The sequence below is a fragment of the bacterium genome (assembly GCA_035281585.1).
Taxonomy (GTDB): Bacteria; UBA10199; UBA10199; order DSSB01; family DSSB01; genus DATEDP01.
In genome coordinates, this window is the sequence record DATEDP010000167.1 from 49,450 (window position 1) to 71,008 (window position 21,559).

Here is a 21,559-nt window from a genome sequence, read left to right on the forward strand (position 1 = left end):
TAGGTTCACCGTTTTTCTTCGAGGGTGTAAAGACTGAGCGGTGGCCTGCCCTTGGCATGCTCGAATCACGCATCGGGATCCCACCCGAACAGTCCAGCGCTTTTTCCACGCCTCACGGTACCCGTTCATCCCAAGAAGTCTTAACCGAGTTTTTATCCACGCCGGAGAGCCGCGAGCTTCGGCCCACCGAGCGCCGCGAGCTGAGCGCCCTTTGCCGGGAATCGGACTCCGAGCTCTTCCACACCGGGCTGCTCCACTTGGCCCGGCGACTCGAGGTCAGCGAGCGGGCGCCGCTGGCGACGCGACTCTACTCCTTGGTGCAAAGCCAGAGTCAGGATCTCGGCTTGAGAAACCGCGCCCAAAGCCGGCTGGCCTTGTTCGAAGGCGGCGGCGATTTCGGCGACCGGATGGAGTTTCATGCCAGCCATTTCTTCGGCCAAGCCACCGACCCCACCGCCTTGGGCGCGATGGCCGTCGGCGGCGCTGCTTTCCGAGTGGCTCGCCTCGGCTTGCTCGGCCGCTTGCTCGCCAACCCATCGGCGAGCTGGGCGACCCGTGGCTTCGGCGCCCGGGCTCTGGCCGGCGGCGGCGCTTTCTTGGCCGAGTCCTTCGCTTTCACTTCGGCCGGCCGCGGCTTCCAGGCCCTGGCTGGAAGGTCCCAGGACTGGAGCCTCCGAGCTCTGGGGCAAGAGTGGGCCGCCGGTGCGATCACTCTTGCCTCGCTTCGCGGCTTCGGCGCCTTGGGTGGAGGGCTATACCGCCGGGTTCATGGAAATTCGGCTTCGCCCTGGCATGCCCTTTACGGCCAGACCGCGATGTTCGGCGGCATCCTCGCGGCCCATGCGGTCGAAGAGCGCTTGGGCCTCCGCCAGCCGACCCAGGGCGCCAATGCCCTGCTCGATGGCTTCGTCACCCTCCTCCACTTCAACGTCGCCGGCCACCTGCTGCGCCAAGGCATGGGCCCGCGGTGGCAGGCTTGGGAGCGGGGGCTTGATCAAAGAGCCGAACGCTTGAGCTGGAATCCACCCCAGCCGCGCAATCCCTTCGCCGGGCTGGGCGGCATGCAAACGGCCCCGGCCCTCGCCGGAAATGGCGCACCGGCGCTGCGCTGGATCTCGCCTCGCCGAACCGAGGGATTCGTGATGATGGAGGGGAAACCGAGCGGCGAAACAGGCCCGGCCGAAGGCGCCGGCGAATCGGCGGCGCCGGCTAGGCCCCCATCGGAGCCCCCCTCGCCGGATAAGCCGCCTTCCTGGTGGCCGGCCGGCGAGCTGACGGTCGAAATGGCTCAGGCTTTCATCAATGCTCAGCCCGACAGCACGGTCATCATCGAATTCGTCCGGGGCGAAAGCAGCAAAGGCTTGATCGGCCAAATCCGGATGGCCAACACCCGGGTGAAGGAAAAATTCGGTTACGAGCCGGAAGAGGCGGTCGGCATGCCTTTGAGCCGCTTCACCCGGCCCGAGGACAGCGCCCTCATGGCGAGGATGCAGCGGATGATCCTCGATACCGGCCGAATCAAATTCAACGAGGTTCGATTCGTCCGCAAGGACGGCACCGTGATCTACTGCGACGTCCGCGGCACCACCCATCGGCTGGGCAACCGGACCATCGGCTTCGCGACGCTCCAAGACGTCAGCAAGCGCCGGGCGGCCCAAGCCGCGATCCGAGCCGAGCAAATGCGCTTTCGGGCCCTGCTCCGGGGCGTTCCCGACGTGATCTTCCGGATCGGCCACGACGGGACCTTCCTGGATGCCCACTCCGAGCGGGCGGAAATTTTCCCTCTTCCGATGGACAAGGTCGTCGGCATGAAGGTCTGGGATCTCCCGGTCCCGCCGGAGCTGCTGGACTTGGCCCGGAACGGAATCGAGGCTGCGTTGAGCACCGGCCAGACTCAATACGTGGAATACCGACTGCCCATGCCCGACGGCACTTTTCGAATCCAAGAAGGTCGGATCACCGCCAGCGGCGCCGACGAAGTGGTCGCCACGGTGCGGGACATCACCGAGGCTCGTCAAGCCGAGACCCACCGGATCGCCGCGGCCCGAGCCGAAACTCTGAAGCTGATCGGCCGTGGATTGGCGCACGACGCCAACAATGCCCTCGCTCCTCTCGACTTGGGTTTAAAACTGCTCCTTAGGCAAATGAGGCAAAGCGAAGAATCGGGCGTCGTTCCGACGATTGAACAGGTCCAAATCTGGAACAACAGCATTGAAACCATTCTCAGCAGCGCGGAACGGCTCAAAAACATGATCGGAGGCTTTCGCGAATTGAGCCAAGATCCCGCCCAGGGGCCGCCTTTTGACCTCCACTCGCTGCTGGATGCCGCCGAGCTCCGCAATACCGTCGGAACCAACGTGCATCTTCGGGTCCGCTTAAGCGCCGAACCCTGGCTGATTCCGGGACCCCGCGAGAACATCCATCGGGTGATCCTCAACTTGGTGGTCAACGCCAACGATGCCATGGAAGGGCGAAACGGCTCCTTGCGCATCGAAACCGACCGGGTCGTGCTCAGCGTCGAAGACCTCCGGCAGCTGACGAGTTTTTCGCCGGGAATTCTGCACTGGCGAGGCGGCAATTTCATGCGGGTGCGGGTCCAGGACAACGGTCCGGGGATTCCACCGGAACACATGTCCCGGATATTCGAACCTTATTTTTCAACCAAGACCAAGGACGGCAAGTCGGGTCATGGCGGGCTGGGTCTGGCCCTGACTCAAAAGCTCGTCCAGGATGCCGGCGGATTTCTCACCGTCGAAACCTCGCCGAACGGCACGACCTTCGACGTTTATCTCCCTCAAGCCGATCGGATTTCATCCCGTCCACCGGCGGTGGTTTCTCCGGCCTTGAGCCAGGCCCGCGGCAAGGCCATTCTCATCGTCAGCCCGGATCAGGCTTTCCGGGAAACGATCGGGGTTTCATTGACCAACCGGGGTTTCAGCCAGGTCCTCTATGCCCAAAATCTCGCCGAAGCCCAAGCCTTGGCCCGGTCGAGCGGCGAGCTGGGAGCTTTGCTCACCGAGTCTCGCTTTCCCGACGAAGGACAAGGTTTCGACCTCATGAAAGACTTGCGCCGGCAGCAACCTCAGTTGGCCACCATCATTTGGAGCGGCCTCGATCCCAGCCGTTACGCCGATCGCTTGGGACCTTCGGGCACTTTCTTGAGCCGCGACACATCTTCCGAAATCATGGGGGGCGTTTTGGAAGACCTGATGACTCGAAGCCATCCTAGTCCGTGATTCCCCCTTTGAAAAAGGGGGATTAAGGGGGATTTAAAGCGGTCGCTGGAAGAGAAAGCCTGGAAATCGAAACAATTGCTTTGCAACGGCTTTCAAATCCCCCCTGCCCCCCTTTTTCAAAGGGGGGAATTAAGATCGAGGATGAAATTTGTGGATGGCCTTGAGCCGATCCGGCGAGACGTGGGTGTAAACTTGGGTCGTCGCCAAATCGGCGTGGCCCAGCATGACCTGAACCGAGCGGAGGTCGGCGCCGCCGCCCAGCAAGTGGGTGGCGAAGGAATGGCGGAGCTTGTGGGGGCTGATCTCCTTCTTGATCCCGGCTTGGCGGGCATAGTCCTTCAACAAGAGGAAAAATTGCTGGCGGGTCATCTTGGCGCCGCGGCGGCTCAAGAACAGGGCGTCGGATAGGCGCTTGGCGGTGAGCTTGGGCCGGGCCAGCTCGAGATACTCTTTCAAACATTCCAAAGCCGAGCGCCCGACCGGCACCAGCCTTTCCTTCGATCCCTTGCCCAAAACCCGCACGAAGCCGGCCTCGAAATGCAAATCGCGCAGCTGCAAGCCGACCAGCTCCGACACCCGGAGGCCGGTGGCGTAAAGCAGCTCGAGCATCGCCCGGTCGCGGCGGCCCAGCGGCGTCGTCGGATCGGGCTGCTTCAGCAGAGCATCAATCTCTTGGGCGTTCAAGACCTGAGGCAGGGCTCGGCCGAGCTTGGGCAGCTCGACGTTCAAGGTCGGATCGACCTCCCACCATTTTTCCTTCAAGCCGTGGCGGAAGAACATCCGCAATGTCGTCAACCTCCGCGCGGTCGAGCGCCCCTTCTGGCCGCGGTCGAACTCGAAGGAGAGGAATTCGCGGATCTCGCTCTCCCCCAGCTTGGCCAGGGTCTTGCCCGGCTTGCGGTCGAGAAAGGCGGCGAAGTGCAGGAGGTCGCGGCGGTAGCTCTCGACCGTGTTCCGCGCCAGATTGCGCTCGACCCGCAGCACGTCGAGGAAGGCTTCGATGAGGTTGGACTTGGATTCTTGCATCCGCCGGCCATCTTAATTAAGGCTTCGGGCCATGTCCACGAAGGTTTACGTCCCGCCGCCCAAGGAGCTTCGTTTCCTGCCCCGCGAGCCGCCGCTTGAAACCGAAGGCCCGTTGGTGCTGGAGATCGGTCCGGGCAAGGGTGAATTTCTGCTGCATTCGGCCCAGGCCGAGCCCCGGACCACCTTCGTCGCGGTCGAGATCCGCCGCGGCCGCTTCGAGAAGATCGCCAAGAAGGCGGCGGGCCTGAAGCTTGCCAACGTTTTCATGGTGCTCGGCGACGCCCGCGAGTGCCTGACGCGTCTTTTTGGGAAGCGGGCGGGGGCAAGCCCCGCCCCTACCTTCGATCGGATCTATATCCTTTTCCCCGATCCCTGGCCCAAGCGCCGCCACAGCAAGCATCGCCTGCTCAAGCCCGAGCTCCTGGCCCACCTGCGCGACTTCCTCAAGCCCGGCGGGGCGATCTACAACGCCACCGACGCCGGCTTCTACTCCGAAGAGATCGTCGCGGCCTTCGAAGAGGTTGGCGGATTTCGGCGCGAGGCGATCGAATCGCTTTATCCGACTTATTTCGAAAAGAAGTGGAAGGCGATGGGGCGGGAGATTGACTATTGGCGGTTCGTGAAACTAGACCTCCCTCCCCTTTGTAAGGGGAGGGTCGGGGAGGGGTAGAAAGTCTGCGTCTTGCAAAATCTCTCGCATGACGCCATCGCTCTACCTCCCCCTGCCCCCTCCTTACAAAGGAGGGGGAATCATGCCGCCGTCCTGTTCACCACGTTGTACAGCGTATCGCGCTCGGTCGGCTCGCGGCCGGCCTCGCGGATGAGGGCGACCAAGTCCTTCACGCTCAAGCCCTCCGGCGTCTCGGCCCCGGCCATGTGGACGATGCGCTCCTGCATCACCGTGCCGTCGATGTCGTCGGCCCCGAAATTGAGGGCGAGCTGGGCGATCTTGATCCCGGTCATGATCCAATACACTTTGATGTGGGCGAAGTTGTCGAGGAAGATCCGCGACACCGCGATGTGCCGCAGGTCGGCGAGCCCGGTCGGCGGCGGCAAATGGGCGAGCTGGGTGTCATAGGGCACGAAGCTCAGGGGGATGAAAGTCTGGAAGCCGCCGGTCTCGTCCTGGAGGTTGCGGAGCTTTTGGAAATGCTCGACCTTGTCCTCGTTGGTTTCGACGTGACCGTAGAGCAGGGTCGCGTTGGAGCGGATCCCCATCCGATGGGCGATGCGGTGAATCTCGAGCCAGCGCTCGGCCCCGATCTTGTTGACGAAGATCAGCTTGCGCACCCGCTCCGTGAGGACCTCGGCGCCGCCGCCGGGCATCGAGCCCAGGCCGGCCACGGTGAGACGCTTGAGCACCTCCTCGACCGAGAGGCGGCTGATCTTGGCGAAATAATCGATCTCGACCGCGGTGAAGGCCTTGAGATGGACTTTGGGAGCCACCGATTTGAACTCGCGGAGCAGGCCTTCGTAGTAATCCAATTTCAATTCGGGATGGAGCCCGCCGACGATGTGAAACTCGGTCGCGCCCTGGGCCGCGGCCTCGGACGCCAGCCGCCGCATTTCCGGCACCGTCAGCTCGTAAGCCTTGGGTGAGCTCTTGGGCTGGCCGAACTCGCAAAATTTGCAATCGACGTAGCAGACGTTCGAGTAATTGATGTGGCGGTTGATATTGAAATAGGCCCGGTTGCCGTTCTTCCGCTCGCGGACGATGTTGGCGATGCGGCCCAAGCCGAGCAAGTCGCGGGTCTCGAGCAGCTTGAGACAATCGGCGCCGTCGATCCGCTCGCCGGCGGCGACTTTGTCGTGAATGGGACGGAGCGAGGGGTCCATGGCGATCCTTTCGGTCAGCGCAGAAAATTCATGAACTCGGAGCGGGTCGCGATGTTGCTGCGGAAGGCCCCGAGCATCTCCGAGGTCACGGCCTTCGATCCTTGCTTTTGCACGCCTCGCATCTGCATGCAAAGGTGCTCGGCCTCGATGACCACCGCCACCCCCAAAGGATTGAGAGATTTATTAATAATTTCGGCTATTTGAGTGGTCATCCGTTCCTGGACTTGGAGCCGGCGGGCAAAGATGTCGACCAAGCGGGCGATCTTGGAGAGCCCCAGGATCTTGTCGCGGGGAATGTAGGCAACGTGACACTTTCCCCAGAACGGCAGCAGATGGTGCTCGCAGAGCGAGTAAATCTGGATGTCCTTCACCACGATCATCTCGTTGTATTTCTCGGTGAACTCGGCGCCGTTGATGACCGTCTGTGGGTCCATCTTGTAACCTTGGGTGAGGAAGGCCAGGGATTGGGCGACCCGGGCGGGGGTTTTGAGCAAGCCCTCGCGCTTGGGATCCTCGCCGATTTGCTCTAGCAGCTGTCGAATTAATTCTTCCATTTTCGGGCTCTTTTCTTTACAAGCAGCCTCGGCCGATTAAACCCCGGCCACCGCCTTGTCAATCCATTCCGGGCTTGGGATAAACCACTCATGGCGAAGATTAAAGAGTTTTACAATGGGCATTTGGTGAAGATCGACGAGCTGACCTCGTCGGTGCGGAACTTCCATTTCGAGTTCCCTGAAAGGCCCCGCTTCGACTATGTCGCCGGCCAATTCGTCATGGTCGAGATCCCGCGCGACGGCAAAACCGTCCGCAAGCCCTACTCCATCGCCAGCCCGCCCCATTGGCCGAACAAGATCGAGCTCTGCATCAAGAAGGTCGAGGGTGGCTACGTTTCGAGCTATTTCTTCGAGCTCAAGCCGGGCTACGTCATGCCGATGGAGGCGCCGCTCGGCGTCTTCCGGATCAAGGAGCCGCTACCGCCGCACTTGCTCTTCGTCGCCACCGGCACCGGCGTCGCGCCGCTGCGGGCCCAGATCCACAGCCTGCTTCACGGCGGCCACCAGGGCAAAATCACCTTGGTCCTGGGCATCCGTTACGAGAACGAGATCCTCTTCGATGCCGAGTTCCGGGAGCTGGCGGCGAAGCATCCCAACTTCGAATACATCCCGACGATCAGCCGGCCCGAGAGGTGGACCGGCAAAACCGGCTACGTCCAGAACATCATCCAAGAGCGCTTTCCCAATCCCGAGGGCATCCAGATCTATGCCTGCGGGTTGGTGCCGATGGTCAACTCGCTCTTGGAGAGCCTCGGGAAGATCGGTTACGACCGGAAGGCGATTCACTTCGAGAAATGGACGTAGGCAATCTCTTCCCGCACGAAACCATCCTCTTCTTTCTCTTTCAGCTCACGCAATCGAGCCAGTGCCGCTTCCCCCAATAAGCGCCCGTAAGCCCACACCGCGTGCCCTCGCACCAGCGGCTCGGCGTCCTCCAGCAAGGGAAGAAGCTTCTCGGCCAGCTCGGCCCGGCCGCTGTTGCCGATGGCGACACAGACGTTGCGCAAGAAGCCGCGGCGCTTGGCTCGCAGCACCGCCGAGCCGGCGAAGCGGCGCTTGAACTCGGCCTCGCTCAATTCCAAAAAGCTTTCCAGCGGCTGGGCCCGGACACCGTCCCGCGGAAAGAAGCGCCCTTCCCGAGTCGGCCGGCTGAACCGGTTCCAAGGGCAGACCTCTTGGCAGTCGTCGCAGCCGAAGACGTGGTTGCCGATTAGCGGCCTCAGCTCCCGCGGGATAGGCCCTTTGAGCTCGATGGTCAGGTACGAGATGCAGAGCCGAGCATCCAACTGGTAGGGGCCGACGATGGCCCGGGTCGGGCAGATCTCGATGCAGCGGGTGCAAACGCCGCAGCGGTCGGCGACCGGGGCGTCCTCGGCGAAGTCGAGGTTGGTCAAAAGCACGGCCAGAAAAAAATAGGAGCCGGATTCGGCCTCGATCAAATTGGTGTGCTTGCCGATCCAGCCCAAGCCGCTGCGCTCGGCCCAGGCCTTTTCCAAAATCGGCGCGGCGTCGACGCCGGCGTAGCAGCGGGCCTCGGGAATCTTTCGGACCAGCCAGCCCTCGAAATCGCGCAGCTTGGCCGAGAGGACCTCGTGATAGTCCTCGCCCCAGGCATAGCGCGAGACATTGGCCTCGGCCGGATCGGTCGAGTTAGGCAGGCCCGAATCGTAGCCATGGGCCAGCACGATGGCCGAGCGGAATTCCGGCAGCAAGCGGTCCGGGCTCAAGCGCTCGGCGCCGCGCCGGTCGAGGTAAGCCATGGTCCCGTGATGGCCCCGCCGCAGCCACTCGGCGAAGCGCTCGCCGGCCTCGCCCAGGGGCGGCTTGGCGAAGCCGACCGAATCGAAGCCGCGCCGCTTCAGCTCCTCCCGAACTTCTTGTTGTGTTTTCGGATCCATGATTTTAAACGTTCGCAATGCCGAATTTCGCCCCAGGCCTCTTCCTCCTCTTCGTCCTGCTCTCGCACGCCGCTTGCCAAAACTCCGTCCGCCGGCCGGAAGGCGCCGCCCCGAGCCCGGCCGCGCTGCTTTCTGGAAAGATCGAATTGGACGAGGCGGTGAAGGCCCAGGCCGACCCGCTGGCCGTCCTCTTCGTCATCGCCCGCAACGAGCAAGGCCAGATCGTCGCGGTGAAGAAGCTGCTTCCACCCTTCCAATGGCCGGTGGACTTCAGCCTCGGCGAGGCCGACGTCATGATCGCGGGCACTGAATTATCCGGGAAACTCAAGCTGACGGCAAGGTTGGACAAGGATGGCAACGCCAATCCGGCCCAGGCCGGCGACATTCTGGGAAAGACCGAAAACGAGTGGGTGAAGCGGGGAGATGGCGGAATAAAAATACGATTATTGGAGGCATTGTAGGGGCGCCCCTCGCGGGTGCCCTGTCTGATCCGGCCGTGCATGAGGGCGGGCGCAAGGCCCGCCCCTACACCCCGTCGCTGCCGATCGCCTCGACCGGACAGGCCTCCAAAGCCTCCTGGCAGAGCTTTTCTTCTTCGGGCGAAAGAGGCTGCTTGTACACGTAAGAATAGCCGTTGTCGTCGTCGCGCTTGAAATTGTCGGGGGCGGTCTCGCGGCAGAGATTGCAGTCGATGCACTGGCTGTCGACGTAAAACTTTCCGTCGGGCTGCTGGGGTAGCTTGTCGTTCTTGTCGGCCATCTTGAAATCAGCTCCTATTTCGATGCAAGACCGCAAAATCGCTGGGGTCTTTATATCTTGCCTTGGCGCCTAACACGATTTATTTAGGCAAACAACGCAATTTTCGAGGGGACAAGCGGGCAAAAGGGCTCCCCATTAAGGATTCATGGCCAAAGTATCGAGTTCAAAGACCAACGTCCACTACGCCAAAACCGAGGACGGATGGAAGATCGCCATCCACCACCATCCAGGCAAAAAATCGCGCCATCCGGTGCTGCTCGTCCACGGCTTGGCTAGCAACTATCGCAACATGGATTTCCCGATCAAGGACCTGAGCCTGGCTCATTACCTGAGCAAGGCCGGCTTCGACTGTTGGATCGTGGATCTGCGGGGATCGGGCTTGAGCAAGAAAGGCCCGCTCACCGCCTTTCGCTGGTATTTCGACGACTATGTTTTCTATGACCTGCCGGCAGCCGTCGACACCGTCTTGCGCGAGACCGGCGCCAAAAAGATCCACTGGATCGGCCACAGCCTCGGTGGCCTGCTCTCCTTCCCCTTCTCCCAGTTCTACAAGAAGAGCCAAGTGTTGCGCAGCCTCATCACCATCGCCTCGCCGGTAACCACCGCCTCGCGGCCCGGCTATTTTCAAGTGACTCACCGCTTCGACCGGATCATCAAATTGTTTCCGAGGCTGCCTTACCGGACCCTCTCGCGGGTGGCGGTTCGCTTCGTCGACCTGCTGCTGGGCCTCGAGGGCAACGCCCTCTTCTCCCGCGACAACATGACGCGGGAGATCCTGATCGAGATCATGCGCCACGCCGTCGAGAGCGTCCCATCCAGCCTCATCCTCCAGATCCACGACTGGCTTAACCACAACTACTTCGCCAGCCGCGACCGCAAAATCGATTACACCCAGAGCATCGCCGCCATGACGATGCCGATCCTGATGATGGCCGGTTCGGTCGACAGCTTCACGCCCTTGGCCGACATCCGCCTCGCCTTCCGGCGCATCCCGAGCGAAAAGAAGACCTTGATGGTTTTCGGCAAATCGCGAGGCCACGAGCACGACTACGGCCACATCGACTTGGTCCTGGGCAAGAACGCGCCCAAGGAAGTCTTCCCCGAAATATTGAGTTGGCTAAAGGAGCACGATTAGTCGCCGACGAAGGTCAGCGGCGGCATCTTCGGCAGGAGCTTGGCGGCCACCGCCTCCTCGAAGAGGCGGCGGAGAGCGGCCCGGCCGCGCTCGCCGTAATCGACGGTCAGCTCGTTGACGTACATTCCGACGAAGCGGTCGGCGGTCTTGGGATCCATGCCCCGGGCGAAGGTCAGGGCATATTCCAAGGCGTCGGACCGGTGATCCAGCGAGTATTGGATGGCTTTCTTGAGGATGTCGGAAACCTTTTTGCAATTCTCCTCGCCCAAATCTTTGCGGACCACGTTGCCGCCGAGCGGCAGCGGCAGGCCGCCGGTCTTCTGGAACCACCACTCGCCCAAGTCGACGATCTGGTGGAGACCGCTCTGGGCATAGGTCAGTTGGCCTTCGTGAATGATGAGCCCGAGATCGACCTTTCCGTCCCGCACCGCCGGCAGGATCTCGTTGAAGGGCATCACGACGTAATCGATGGCCGGCTCGTAGAGGCGCAGGGCCAGAAAGGCCGTAGTCAAAAGGCCCGGCACCGCCACCTTGCGCTCCCGGAGCACCGAAGGCGGATGGGGCTCGCGGGCGATCACCATCGGCCCGTAACGGTCGCCCATCGAAGAGCCCGAAGGCAGCAAGGCGTAGCGTTCGGCGACCTGGGGGAAGGCATGGAAGGAGATCGCCGACACCTCGTAGGTCCCCTTCATCGCCTCTTGGTTGAGGGTCTGGATGTCGGAGAGGACGTGGTCGAATTGGAATTCGCCGGTGTCGATCTTATCCTTGGCCAGGGCGTAGAACATGAAGGCGTCGTCGCTGTCGGGGCTGTGGGCCACGATGATGGGGGTTTTCGGCATGCCGCGGTTAGAACTCTTGGCGCGGGGATTGTCAAGGTCGTGTTCGTTGGCGCACTGCTTGGATATTTCTGCCCGGCCGGGGAGGGCCGGGGATATCCTCCTCACTTTTTTCCCTGGCCCTCAAGCCGGGCCAGGGAAAGCTTGGTCCGTCGATGTCTATTGGATGCTTTAGGGTGATCGACGGCCCAAAAGCCGTTCGGAGGATATCCCCGGCCCTCCCCGACCTACCATTGTGCTGGCTCGCCTGTCATCCTGAGCGAAGCGAAGGATCTATGACCGCTTTTGGTAGATCATCTATCTTGGGCAGTCATGGATCCTTCGCTTCGCTCAGGATGACCTTGCACCAGCACAATGGTAGGTCGGGGTCTGGGTGGGGATCCCTCTCTCAAAATATCTCTGCAGGAGGGAGGGCGTAGGAGGGTTAAAAAATCCGTCGGAGCCAAAAACTTGGAGGCTGACGAAGGAAGCCACCAAGTTTTATGGCGAAGCGGATTTTTTAGCCCGACTAGCCCGACCGGGCAGAATTTTGAGAGAGGGATCCCCACCCAGACCCCGACCGGGCAGAAAGGCAAAAGCCGGCGACACTACAAACTCCCAGGAAGGCTCAAGTACTCTTCCAAAGCCATTCTTTTTCAAGGCGGGAAAAGGCCTCGCGGAAGATCGCCTCGCGGCGCTCTTCCTCCAGCTCGACCGAGGCGAATTTGCGGAGGTGCTTCTCGATGTCGCCGATGAAGTCGCGGAGATCGGCCGCAACTTGGCGGACCAAGAGATCTTTGAGCTTGGCCTGCCAAGAGCCGTAGTTTCCCTTGTCGCGGCGGTCGAGCAAGCCTTGCAGCAGGCCCTCCCGAACCTCAATGACGTAGGACTCGAAAGAAGGAAAGAAAGCCAGGAACAAGGACTCGGCCAAATCCACCATCACGGCGTCGCGGTGGAGGCCCAAGATCTGCATCGGCTCGCAGAGCACGCAAAGCTCCTTGCGGTGCTTCTTGCCGAAGTCTTCCATCAAGAGATCGAGGGTGTGAATCCAAGGATCGTGAGAGGCCTCGCCGGCCTTGGCCTTCAAAGCCCGGGCGCCATGGGCCCGGATCGGAATGATTTTGGCGCTGCCGCTCATTTAACGTCCCGTGAAATTGGGCTTGTTCTTCTTGCCCACGAAGGCGCTCAAGCCTTCGCGAAAATCAGCGCTGTCCGCCGTCTCGACGATCGACTGCCGTTCCTCTTCCAATTGCTCCTCCAGCGAATGGCTGAGCGCGGTGTCGATGAGCCGCTTGGCCCGGCCCAGGGCCAGCGTCGGTCCGGTCGCGAAATAGAGGGCCAGGCTCTTGGCTTCCTCCATCAGCTTGTCGGCCGGCACCACTCCGCTGATCACGCCCAGCTCCAGAGCCTTGCGCGCCCCGATCGACTTGCCGGTCATCACCAGCTCGGCGCACTTTTGGGGCCCGACCAGCCGGGTCAGAAAATAAGTCAAGCCGCCGTCCGGAGTCAGCCCCATGTTGATCGTGGAGCTCGAAAAAACCACGCCCTCGGCGGCCAAGATGAAATCGCAGGCCAGGGCGAAGCTGAAGCCGGTGCCGGCCGCCGGCCCGTTGACCGCGGCGATGACCGGCTTGGGCAGGCGCCGCAGCTCGGCGATGATTTGATGAAGGTAGCCGGTGACCTTGCGGAAAAGCAGCGGAGCCGTCTCGGCGTGCTCCCGCATCAGCAGAGGGTCGAAACCGATCGAAAAATCGTTGCCCGCCCCGCTCAACACCACCGAGCGAACCGCCGGCGAAGCCAGCTCATGCAGCGCGTCGAGCAGCTCCAGCCCCATTTCCTCGGTGAATCCATTGTGGAATTCGGGCCGGTTGAACTTGAGGACCGCGAATTGGCGGTCGACTTCGAGCAGGAGGGTCTTAAAGGTTTTGGTTTTCATAAAATTGAGTTACCTTAAGGTTAGCATCGGAGGAAAAGTGTCGGAAGGACTTTATTTAAGACAAATGGAAGTGGGCCCGATGGAGAATTTCGTCTACCTGATCGGCGACCCCGAAAGCCGCCAGGCCCTGGTCGTCGATCCGGCCTGGCAAGTTGACAGCATCCGGCGCCAAGCCCAGTCCGACGGCATGGAGATCGTCGGCGCCCTGGTCAGCCACCATCACCACGACCACACCAACGGCTTGGAAGAGCTGCTCGAAGCCAAGGAGGTGCCAATCTACGTTCACAAGGCCGACGCCGAGTTCGTCGACCTGCCGGCCAGCGCTTTGGTGAAAACCGACCACGGTCAGGAGATCGCGGTCGGCAAGGTGAGGGTCAAAACGCTCCACACTCCCGGTCACACCCCGGGCAGCCAATGCTTCCACGTGCGAAACCACTTGGTCAGCGGCGACACCCTCTTTATCCAAGGCTGCGGGCGCTGCGATTTGCCGGGCGGCGATCCCGAGCAGATGTACTACAGCCTGACCCAAAAGTTGATGCAGATGAACGACAACACGATCCTGCTGCCGGGCCACAACTACGCCGCCGTGCCCCAATCGACGTTGGGCGAAGAAAAGGCCTCCAACCCCTATCTCAAGACGGCCGCGGCCTCGCTGAAGGATTTTTTGACGCTGCGAATGCGGCCGCGCCGCTGATCCATGATCCAGGATTTTTCCCCCTTTGAAAAAGGGGGATCAAGGGGGATTTAAAGCGGCGACTTGGAACGCGATGCTGGGGTGGTTTGCGGCGTTTCTTAAATCCCCCCTGCCCCCCTTTTTCAAAGGGGGGAGAGTCGAAGGATTAGTGGCCTTCCAGGTGCTGCCGAACGTGGTCGTAGTAGTCGTGAGGCGTGTCCTTCTCGTTGCGAGCGACCTCGATCAAGGGCACCGAATGGAGCTTCAGGGCCGAGCCGCCCTCGATGAAGGCGGTCCCGGCCATGTGGCCGAAGCGACCGCTCGCAACCAAGCGCAGGGCACCCAAGGACAAATGATCCGCTAAAACCTTGTCGGCATAGCTGGTGTCGGCTCCCCGCAAAAGATAGCCCAGGCTTTCGGACCGGGTCTGGGTTTCGATTTGCCGATCGGCCAGCACCCGTCGGACCCAATGGGCGACGTCGCCCGGCTCGTTGATCAGCCGGCCATGGCCGTCGGCCCCGCGCGGCGGCTCGATGAGACTCGGCCCGTGGCCGCGGAACTTCACCCCCTCCGAGATCAAGATCACGCCGTGAAGGCGCTCGGGCCGGCGGCTTTCGATGATCCGCCGCAAATCGTCGAAGGGCCGCGGCACCTCGGTGAAGGCGGCGTCGGCGATTCGCGAACGGTCGGCGATGGCCAAGGTGAGGAGCCCGTAGCGTTGGCCCATCACCTCGACCAAGAACCAACGCCGGGAGGCGTGGGCGGTTGTAAGATAGTTGTGCACCAGGCTGACGCCCTTGGCGACCGCCGAGGGAAAGCCGAGCGAGTGTTCGCTGCCCCAGACGTCGCCGTCGATGCTCTGGGGAATTCCCACGACCGGCACCTTAGCCCGGTGCAGCTCGGCCGCCGCCCGCATCGAGCCGTTGCCACCGAGCACGACCAAGGCATCGATGCCGTGTTGCCGCATCGTCTGCTGGACTTGAGAAGCGTCGGGATCGCCGTGGACCGGGTTGGTCCGGCTGCTGCGGAGAATGGTGCCACCGAGCATCGAGATGTCGCTCTCGCCGCCATAAATATTTTCCAGCGGCACCGGCACGTTCTCGCCGTAGAGGAGGCGAAGCGCACCGGCGATGGCCGAATGGCCCTGGACGTCGCTGATTTTCAGCTCCCGGATGCGGCCTTGGGGCTCGAGCAAGCCGCGATAACCATCGACGATGCCGAAGACCCTCCAACCATGGGCTTGAATGGCGCCGTGGACCAGGGCTGAGATGGCCGCGTTCTCGGCCGGGCCGTCGCCGCCGCTGGTCAGGATTCCGATGCTGCCCACGTTCTTGCGGATTCTGCCCTGCGGCGGCTGGAAGCTGTCGGCGGCTTTGCCGAGCTCCGGCTCGATCAGCTGGTTGAGACGCCGGCCGATGAGGCTTTCGCCATTGCCATTGCCGTTGCCCTTGCCGTTGACCGCGAAAACCAGGTTCGAGCGCAGCTCCGACTCGGCGCTTGGCCGGGCCGGAAGCCCCGGTCCCGGCAGGGCCGCGCCGGCCGGCGCCAAGGCCGGACTTAAGAAAAGCGGCCGGCTCGTCTGGGCCAAGGGACCCACCCGCAGCTCGGTTTCGCGCAGGGCCCGGGCATAGCCTTCGCCGAGCAATGACCGGCTGACCCGGCCCGCGACCGCGAGCTGGGCCAGCGTGGCCAGCGAATCGGCCAGATTGCCGTTGAAGCCGCTCGCCGGCCGCCACCCTAAACTCTCCTCGGCCCGATGCACCAGCATCAGGCCGCCGAGCATGGCGCTTTGCGAATAGATCCGGTGAAGGAAGGCCTGGTTCGGCGTCGCGACCCGCGGCGCCAACGAAGACACCGCGCCGCCGGCGGCTTTGAGGACGCCCAGCATCAGGTAACCCGAGGCGAGCTCCCGGCCCAGCGCACCCGAGCTCCAATCGAGCGGGCGTCCCAGCGCGGCATGGCCGGCGCGAGTCGCCGCCGTGAAGGCCGGCGCTTCCACCGCCAAGCCGATTCCGCCGGCCAAGAGCCGGGCGCCCGGCCCGCGGGTAAAATGACCGGCCGAGGGCGATGCCGCCAAGCGCGCCAGAACACCGAAACGGACGGCCTGGAAAACCCCGGAAGCCACGCCCATTCCCAAGAGCAGCGCGGGGTCGCTGGCTTGTTGAAAAAACATTCCGAGACCCCGCTCGGATCGGGCTCCGAAGGAGCCGCCGCCGGCAAGGACTTCGAGGCGCTCGGCCGCCCGCCGCGCCGCTGCGGCCGACAAATCGGGACTCGCGGCTAGGGAATGATAAAGGCCGACCGCGGCCTCGGTCGCGGCCGGTTCGCCTCGCCTTTCCAAGCGGCCGGCCAGATGGAGAAAGCCCTCGGCTCTTAGCTCCGGATCGTTTTCTTTGAGAAGGGACCGCCATTCCGCGACTGGAGCGGCTGGCAAAGTGGAAGGTGGCGCATTGAGCGACAACAAGGAAGCTGCCATGTATCCCCCGAACTCTTAACCTAAAACTAGATAAGGCCTTATCACCAAGCCGGACGGGGCTTTGTCAACGGAATACCGCCGATGCGCCGCGTCGAAAGGCGCTTTTTAGAACATCGTTTGACTGGCCCGGCTGAAGACTATATGAGGGGGCGGCAAGGTCCATTAACCGAAGAGGAATTTATGCCCGAAGTTGGAGACAAAGCCCCCGATTTTAACCTGCTCGACCAGAACCAACAGCGCCTCGAGCTGAAGAAAATCCTGGCCAAGGGCAAGGCCCTGCTGGTCTTCTATCCCGGCAACGACACCCCGGTCTGTACGGCCCAGCTTTGCGACTACCGGGATCACGACGCCCAATTCCACCAGCTCGGCGTCCAAATTTATGGGATCAGCATCGCCAGCATCGAGAGCCATGCCAACTTAAAGTTTGCCGAGAAATACAGCTTCACTTTCCCTCTCTTGAATGACTACGACGGCCGGGTGACCAAGGCCTACAAGGTGATGAGCATCGCCGGCTTCCCGAAGCGAGCCCTCTTTCTGCTCAATCAGGACGGCACCATTCTCTACAAGCACGTCGAGTCGCTGCCGATCTTCCGCCGAACCAGCGAGGAGCTGCTCAAGGACTTGAAGGAAACGATCGCGAAGGCGCCCAAGGTCGAGGCCGCAGCCCCCGGCGGCCACTAGCTCTTCCCCCCTCCTTTTTAAGGAGGGGGTCAGGGGGAGGTAGAGGGCTGGCGGGATGCAAAATCTTTTGCCTGTCGAGGGAAATCTAATGCTCCCCGGCTTCTTCGGCTCCCGGGTAAGTCGCCTGCTTCTTCACGTGAGCCGCCTTGAGGTGGTTGTAGAGCTTGAAGCGCGGGTTCTTCTTGAAGCCCCGGAACTCGGCGTCGCAGCGGTAGCAAACCATCATGGGCGGCAAAAGCCAATAGAGCAAGAGGTCGATCGCCGCCACCACCAATAGGCTGATCCCGTAGGTCCAAAAGCTCAGGATCACCCCCAGCAGCACGATTCCCAAGCCCAAGTTTCGATTGAAGCTTTTCTGGACGAAGAGCTGCTTGCAGTCGCAGATCAAGCAATGGTCGATCTCGAGCTCGTCCTTGGCCTTGGCATCGACGTAGGTCGGGATGGGCTTGCGGCATTGGGGGCAGGCGAAATTCTCCAGGCTCTCCCAGCGGGAGATCAGCATCGGCAGGTCGCAGTGGGGGCAATGGAATCGGAGCTGCATGTATAAGCGTCATCCTGAGGACCCGAAGGGGTCGAAGGATCTAAGACTGCCCAAGGTAGTCGCAGATCCTTCGCTGGCGCTCAGGATGACTTTCATATGGGAATACTGGATAGCAAAAAGATATATTTGGAAATCATCTCGCCGATGATGACGAAGACCACGCCGACATAGAGCAGCCCGGTGGCCGACTGGTTGGCGCCGAGCTTGGCGGTCTTCCAAATCATATAGGAAAGCACCGCCGGAATCCCCAAGCCGGCCAGCATCCGCTGCCAGAAAAAGAGGCCGTGGCCCTTCCAGAGATCCATCAATTGATCGATCGAGGCGCCGCCGCCCGAAACCTCCTTGGAATAGAGCCAGAAAGTCGCCAGCACCACCAGGATCCTGGCCACCAAGACGAAGATCAGCATCTCGGCCATCCGGGCCAGGAGCCGCTTGGGCATCGACTTCACCAGGTACCAATGGCCGAAGATCATGGCCAGGACGAAGACGCCAAGGAACATCGCGGCGGTGAGGAAATGCAGCGGCAGAATGAAGTTCTTGAGCCCACCGTAGAGATCCTGGGTCCGGTAGAGAAAACCCTCGGCGATCAGCGCAACGCCGCCCAGGATCGCGCTGGCCCTCACCAGGAGCTTGGCGCCGCCGGCCATCTTCCGCCTCATCCGGATATAAAGGAAGAAAGAGACGGCGAAAAAAGCGATGTAGAGTCCGACGGTGATCTGAGGCCAAAGCCCCTGCTGGGCCCGAACCACGCCGAAATTTTGGGGCAGCTCGAAGGGATAGTAAAAATTAAGGAAAAGCCCGATGGCGGTGAAAAGCGCGCTCATGCCCGAGGCTAGGCGGTAAAACTGGATGTCGACCTCCTTGAGCGGCATCAGCGCCAGGAGGATCATGCAACCCACCGAAAACTGGTAGAGAAACATCACCAGAATGAAGGAGACGTTATACATGCGGGGGTCGGATTACTGAATGCGACCCGCAAAAACAAGCAGGTTTTTCAGGCGAACCCAAAGGCCGCTGGCCCGCGCCGGGACTAGGCTGCAACCGCCGGCCGCGCCGGCGCTTTCGCTCAGGTTGCCCGAGGCCGAGGGACTGGTTCCATCGAAGGGCTGGGTCACCACGTCGATGCCGGAGAACTGGGCGCAGGACACTCCGTCGCATTCGCAGCTGAAGGTCAAATCCTCGAAGCACTCGACCTTGACTTGAGGCAGGGGCGGATCGACCGGCTCCAAGCCCGAGCCGCCTTGGAATTGACTCAGGATGTTCTGAACGCAAACTTGATAGCTCTGGCCGGCCTCGAGACCGGTGATCCGGAAGCCACCGCAATCGCCGGCGCAATTGTCGGCCGATTTGTCATTGGCCCGCAGCCGCGGTGCCTCGGCGCCGGAAATGAAAGCTAAGGCCTCCTCCCGCTCGAACCGGGAGTCGACGCTGCGCAAGACCACCTCGACGCCGCGCAGCTCGGTCTGGCCGTCGGCGGCCAGGATCCGCCCCTCGACGCCGCAGCTCGTCCGCTCCGGGTCTCCATAGAGCCGATTGAAGTAAGCGGCGTCGTCAACGTGGAGAGTTTCCATCTTGGCGCCTTCAACCAACATCGGGAACATCGTCGGGATGTCTTCCTCGATCGAAACCGAGCAGGAACCGGTGGCTCGGCACGAAACATAACTTTCGGGATTGACCTGGCTGTGGTCCATGCCCAGGAGATGGCCGATTTCATGGACCACCATCCGCCGGACCCGGGTTTCGTCCAAGGTCAGGGCGCAAGCGCCGCAACCATCGCCGGCGTCGGTGTTGCCGGAGGCATCCGGGATGCAGGCCCCGCTGAACACCGCCCTGCCCTTCTCGATCGAAGCGGTGGACGGCTCGACCCGCTCCAACCCGGCGAAGGCCAAGGTGTTGGTCTTGGCGCAGCGGCCAAAAACCGCATCCAGGATTTCACCGTTGGCATCGAGGATGATGGGATTCACCGGCTTGGGGGAACCGAGATAAGTCGAATAATTGCTAATGTTCACGTCATCGCCGAGTCCATCGGCGCTGAGGGGCAAGGAATCGCCCTCGCTGATGCTCAAGGACCCGCCGCTCAAGGCCTCGGTCCAGGCGGCGAAGGATTCGGCGACGACCTGAGCCATCCGCTCGCGGCTGAAATCGGGATCGCCGGCCTTCAAATCGCCGCGATCGAGGTTGTAAACCAGGGGTTTTTCCCAACGATAGGGCAGGCCCTCCATCGTGGTCTGATGAGCGCCGCCGGCCCAACCCGAGGCCGGCCAGGCGAATACACCTATCGCTAGTAATAACAGTAACTTTCTCATCCTACCTAACCCTTGAAGGAATGGCGCGCCAGGGCCGGAAGAGGCCCTCGGCAATCCAGGCATCAGGGGAAACCTGCTGATAGAAGGAACAGCTACATATCGGAGGGAGGCGAGATTAATTGCGTGGAAATTGAAGTCATCCTAAGCGGGGGCCGTCATCCGGGAGCGGGGGCCCGTCATCCTTCGCTTCGCTCAGGATGACCGAATCAAGGCCGGCCAGACTTTCGTGGGGCGCTGCGGCGTCAGGCTGCAACCGCCGGAACCGCCGTCCGGATCGACGATCTGAGGGTCCTGGTCGGAACCGTCGTCGAGGCTGCCGGGATCGACCTCGGTGAGAATATTGACGCCGCTGATGTTCGGACAAGAGCCGCCGCCGGGGCAGCTGCAGGTCACGGTCAGGCCCTCGGGACAGGCGTCATCGATGCCCTGAAACGGCGGATCCAGCGGCTCGATGCTGGAGCCCCGGCTGAATTGGCTGAGGATGTGTTGGACGCAAATTTGATAAGTTTGGCCAGGGTTGAGTCCGGTCAACTCGAAGTCGCCGCAGCCGCTCTTGCAGTTGCCTTGGCGCTTGCTGATGTTGGTGAGACGCGGAGCCTCGGCGCCGGAAACGAAGGACATGGCGTCGATCGAGCGCAGCGAGGTGTCGATGTTGCGGGCCACCACCTCGACTCCACGGACGCCGGTTTGGCCGTCGCTGGCCAAGACCTGGCCGGTCACCGAGCAAAAACCTTGGTTGGGATTGCCGTAGAGGCGCTGGAAATAGGCGATGTCGTCTTGGTGAAGGTCGAGCATGGCCGAGCCCTCCACCAGAATCGGGAACATCGTCGGGATATCTTGGGCCACGTCGCTGCCGCAGCCGCCGCTCCGGATGCAGGAGAGAAAGGACTCGGGGTTGACCTGGCTGTGGTCCATGCCCAGGAGGTGGCCGATCTCATGGGTGATGATGGTGCGGGCCTCTTGATCGCTGAGCAGCCGCTTGCAAGAGCCGCAGCCGGCCTTGGCCTCGGCCGGCTCGAGGCAGGCGCCGCTGAATAGGGCCTGGCCCCGTCGCACGATGGCCTTGACCGGATCGCCGCTGCCGTCCTCGATGTCGTCGAAGCCGGCGAAACCGAGGATCGAGAACTTGGCGCAGCTCCCGAAGAGGTCGTCGATGATCTCGCCGTCGGCGTCGAAGATGATCGGGCTGACGCAGGACGTCTCCGGATCGTCGTCGTAGCAGTCGTCCTTGCCGATCCCGAAGAATTGAAAGTAATTGCCGCCATCGACGTCGTCGGCGTCGACGGGAATGCCCTCGCCCTCGCTGAAGGAGATGCCGCCGCCGACCGGCGCCAAGACGCCGATCCAAGCGCCAAAGGCCTCGTTGATAATTTGGACGGTATTGGCGTGGTTATAAGCGTCGTTGTTGTTCTTCAGGCCGCCCTTGTCGGCATTGAAAACGATATTGCCTTCCCAGTGCAGGGGAATCCCGTTGATGTCGGTCTTGATGGAACCGCCGGCGAAGGCCGAAGCAAGCGGAGCGAGCGCAAAAAGGCTGGCCAGTGTTCGGACTAGATTTTTCATGAAAGGTTCCTCTTCGGCGGTTGCAAAAACACAAGATGCCAGGCCCCAACCCGGGATCTTGCCCAGAATCCCCCATAAAAGAAAAGGGGCCTTCTGTCTACCGGACAAGAAGGCCCTTGAGAAA

The 21,559-nt window shown here is 61.9% G+C and carries 20 protein-coding genes; 7 read left to right on the plus strand and 13 right to left on the minus strand.

The window, feature by feature from the left end; all coding sequences use genetic code 11:
• Positions 1–56: 56 nt before the first annotated feature.
• Positions 57–3,236 (plus strand): PAS domain S-box protein, encoded by a 3,180-nt coding sequence (locus tag VJR29_14830; protein HKY64678.1) that lies wholly within the window; start codon positions 57–59, stop codon positions 3,234–3,236.
• Between the two features lie 129 nt (positions 3,237–3,365).
• Here the strand turns inward: VJR29_14830 and xerD are convergent, their stop codons facing one another.
• Positions 3,366–4,262, minus strand: coding sequence for a site-specific tyrosine recombinase XerD (xerD, locus tag VJR29_14835; GenBank protein HKY64679.1), 897 nt, complete (start codon positions 4,260–4,262; stop codon positions 3,366–3,368).
• Between the two features lie 31 nt (positions 4,263–4,293).
• Between xerD and VJR29_14840 the strand changes: the two genes are divergently transcribed.
• On the plus strand, positions 4,294–4,932 hold the full coding sequence (locus VJR29_14840) for a hypothetical protein (GenBank protein HKY64680.1): 639 nt from the start codon (positions 4,294–4,296) through the stop codon (positions 4,930–4,932).
• A gap of 80 nt (positions 4,933–5,012) precedes the next feature.
• Here VJR29_14840 and mqnE read toward each other — a convergent pair whose 3' ends face one another.
• Both mqnE and folE read right to left on the minus strand, forming a co-directional pair.
• On the minus strand, positions 5,013–6,098 hold the full coding sequence (mqnE, locus tag VJR29_14845; protein HKY64681.1) for an aminofutalosine synthase MqnE: 1,086 nt from the start codon (positions 6,096–6,098) through the stop codon (positions 5,013–5,015).
• Between the two features lie 14 nt (positions 6,099–6,112).
• Entirely contained in the window at positions 6,113–6,652 is a 540-nt protein-coding gene (gene folE / locus VJR29_14850; GenBank protein HKY64682.1) for a GTP cyclohydrolase I FolE, read from the minus strand.
• A gap of 90 nt (positions 6,653–6,742) precedes the next feature.
• On the opposite strand from folE, the gene VJR29_14855 reads away from it, so the two are divergent.
• The gene (locus tag VJR29_14855; protein HKY64683.1) at positions 6,743–7,456 is read left to right on the plus strand and encodes an FAD-binding oxidoreductase; all 714 of its coding nucleotides are present in this window, start codon (positions 6,743–6,745) and stop codon (positions 7,454–7,456) included.
• Here the strand turns inward: VJR29_14855 and queG are convergent.
• Positions 7,435–8,550 (minus strand): tRNA epoxyqueuosine(34) reductase QueG, encoded by a 1,116-nt coding sequence (gene queG / locus VJR29_14860; protein HKY64684.1) that lies wholly within the window; start codon positions 8,548–8,550, stop codon positions 7,435–7,437. The genes VJR29_14855 and queG overlap by 22 nt on opposite strands.
• A 17-nt stretch (positions 8,551–8,567) precedes the next feature.
• Between queG and VJR29_14865 the strand changes: the two genes are divergently transcribed.
• The gene (locus tag VJR29_14865) at positions 8,568–9,011 is read left to right on the plus strand and encodes a hypothetical protein (protein HKY64685.1); all 444 of its coding nucleotides are present in this window, start codon (positions 8,568–8,570) and stop codon (positions 9,009–9,011) included.
• 64 nt (positions 9,012–9,075) lie between these two features.
• On the opposite strand, the gene VJR29_14870 is transcribed toward VJR29_14865, so the two are convergent.
• Positions 9,076–9,309 (minus strand): ferredoxin, encoded by a 234-nt coding sequence (locus tag VJR29_14870; GenBank protein HKY64686.1) that lies wholly within the window; start codon positions 9,307–9,309, stop codon positions 9,076–9,078.
• A 145-nt stretch (positions 9,310–9,454) separates the two neighbouring features.
• Between VJR29_14870 and VJR29_14875 the strand changes: the two genes are divergently transcribed.
• The gene (locus tag VJR29_14875) at positions 9,455–10,444 is read left to right on the plus strand and encodes an alpha/beta fold hydrolase (protein HKY64687.1); all 990 of its coding nucleotides are present in this window, start codon (positions 9,455–9,457) and stop codon (positions 10,442–10,444) included.
• On the opposite strand, the gene VJR29_14880 is transcribed toward VJR29_14875, so the two are convergent.
• From VJR29_14880 to VJR29_14890, 3 genes are all read right to left on the minus strand, one after another.
• Positions 10,441–11,283 (minus strand): MqnA/MqnD/SBP family protein, encoded by an 843-nt coding sequence (locus tag VJR29_14880; GenBank protein HKY64688.1) that lies wholly within the window; start codon positions 11,281–11,283, stop codon positions 10,441–10,443. The two genes, VJR29_14875 and VJR29_14880, sit on opposite strands and share 4 nt — an antisense overlap.
• Before the next feature lie 604 nt (positions 11,284–11,887).
• Positions 11,888–12,397, minus strand: a complete 510-nt coding sequence (locus VJR29_14885; GenBank protein HKY64689.1) for a hypothetical protein — start codon at positions 12,395–12,397, stop codon at positions 11,888–11,890.
• Positions 12,398–13,195 carry an enoyl-CoA hydratase-related protein gene (locus tag VJR29_14890; GenBank protein HKY64690.1) on the minus strand — a complete coding sequence of 266 codons (798 nt, stop codon included), beginning with the start codon at positions 13,193–13,195 and terminating at the stop codon, positions 12,398–12,400. It abuts the gene before it with no gap.
• A 64-nt stretch (positions 13,196–13,259) separates the two neighbouring features.
• Between VJR29_14890 and VJR29_14895 the strand changes: the two genes are divergently transcribed.
• Entirely contained in the window at positions 13,260–13,889 is a 630-nt protein-coding gene (locus tag VJR29_14895; GenBank protein ID HKY64691.1) for an MBL fold metallo-hydrolase, read from the plus strand.
• A 145-nt stretch (positions 13,890–14,034) separates the two neighbouring features.
• Here the strand turns inward: VJR29_14895 and VJR29_14900 are convergent, their stop codons facing one another.
• Positions 14,035–16,344: a 6-phosphofructokinase gene (locus tag VJR29_14900; GenBank protein ID HKY64692.1), complete on the minus strand. Its 2,310-nt coding sequence runs from the start codon at positions 16,342–16,344 to the stop codon at positions 14,035–14,037.
• 180 nt (positions 16,345–16,524) lie between these two features.
• Between VJR29_14900 and VJR29_14905 the strand changes: the two genes are divergently transcribed.
• Positions 16,525–17,025: a redoxin domain-containing protein gene (locus VJR29_14905; protein ID HKY64693.1), complete on the plus strand. Its 501-nt coding sequence runs from the start codon at positions 16,525–16,527 to the stop codon at positions 17,023–17,025.
• A gap of 85 nt (positions 17,026–17,110) precedes the next feature.
• On the opposite strand, the gene VJR29_14910 is transcribed toward VJR29_14905, so the two are convergent.
• The 4 genes from VJR29_14910 to VJR29_14925 all read right to left on the minus strand — a co-directional run bounded on the left by VJR29_14910 (position 17,111) and on the right by VJR29_14925 (position 21,435).
• Positions 17,111–17,566, minus strand: coding sequence for a hypothetical protein (locus VJR29_14910; protein ID HKY64694.1), 456 nt, complete (start codon positions 17,564–17,566; stop codon positions 17,111–17,113).
• 92 nt (positions 17,567–17,658) lie between these two features.
• Complete coding sequence (locus VJR29_14915; GenBank protein HKY64695.1) at positions 17,659–18,513, minus strand: hypothetical protein; 855 nt, start codon at positions 18,511–18,513, stop codon at positions 17,659–17,661.
• Positions 18,514–18,525: 12 nt separating this feature from the next.
• Entirely contained in the window at positions 18,526–19,872 is a 1,347-nt protein-coding gene (locus VJR29_14920; protein ID HKY64696.1) for a hypothetical protein, read from the minus strand.
• A gap of 192 nt (positions 19,873–20,064) precedes the next feature.
• Positions 20,065–21,435, minus strand: coding sequence for a hypothetical protein (locus VJR29_14925; protein HKY64697.1), 1,371 nt, complete (start codon positions 21,433–21,435; stop codon positions 20,065–20,067).
• Positions 21,436–21,559: the final 124 nt, after the last annotated feature.